At 33.5% G+C, this 797-nt stretch carries 1 protein-coding gene; it reads left to right on the top strand.

Annotated features, from left to right (window positions below):
* On the top strand, positions 1-797 hold a 797-nt coding region (locus tag FJR09_RS24250), incomplete at both ends, for a pentapeptide repeat-containing protein (protein WP_168654221.1).

The raw sequence follows: 797 nt of genomic DNA, 5'->3' as shown, positions 1-797 counted from the left end.
ATGAGGCCAAAAAACTCGATTTTGCTGAACCGGGAAATACTATATTAAGTAACCCTGCTGTTCTCAATTTGCTCGTTACTTTAAATGGTAGAGATAAATCTTATTTTGGCGCTAATCTCAGAGGTGCAAACCTAATAGGTGCAGACTTGAAACAGGCTAATTTAAAAAATGCTGATATTATTGAAGCCACCTTTCAAGGAGCTAATTTAGAATGGGCAAATCTGACTCTTACTCAAGCCGTCGGTACTAATTTCACCAAAGCTCAAATGACAGGTGCTTGTGTGGAAGCTTGGAATATTGAAAGTACAACTATATTAGATGATGTAGATTGTCGTTTTGTCTACCTTTTAGAATATCCTAAACCGGGAACAGATGACCGGGAACGTCGTCCGAGTAGTGGAGAATTTCAACCAGGAGAATTTACAAAATTATTTGAAGAAGTTTTAAATACTGTTGATTTAATTTTCCAAAATGGTATTGACTGGAAGGCTTTTGTTAATGCTTTTGATCAAGTTCAAAATCAAAATAGAGATACAGAATTAGCTATTCAGAGTATTGAAAATAAAGGTGATAGTGTGGTAGTTGTTAAAGTTGCTGTTCCTGAAAATGCCGATAAAGAAAAGATTCACAGCGATTTTACTCAAAATTATCAATTATCATTAGCAGCAGTTGAAGAAAAATATAAAGCAGTTTTACAAGCTAAAGATGAGGAAATAAATTTTCATCGTCAACAAAGTGGTAAAATACCAGAAATGATTATATCATTAGCTAATAAACCTATTAATGTTCAAATTGAT

The organism is Dolichospermum sp. UHCC 0406 (genome assembly GCF_009712025.1).
GTDB lineage: Bacteria > Cyanobacteriota > Cyanobacteriia > Cyanobacteriales > Nostocaceae > Dolichospermum > Dolichospermum lemmermannii.
This window is presented reverse-complemented; position numbering and strand designations above follow the sequence as displayed.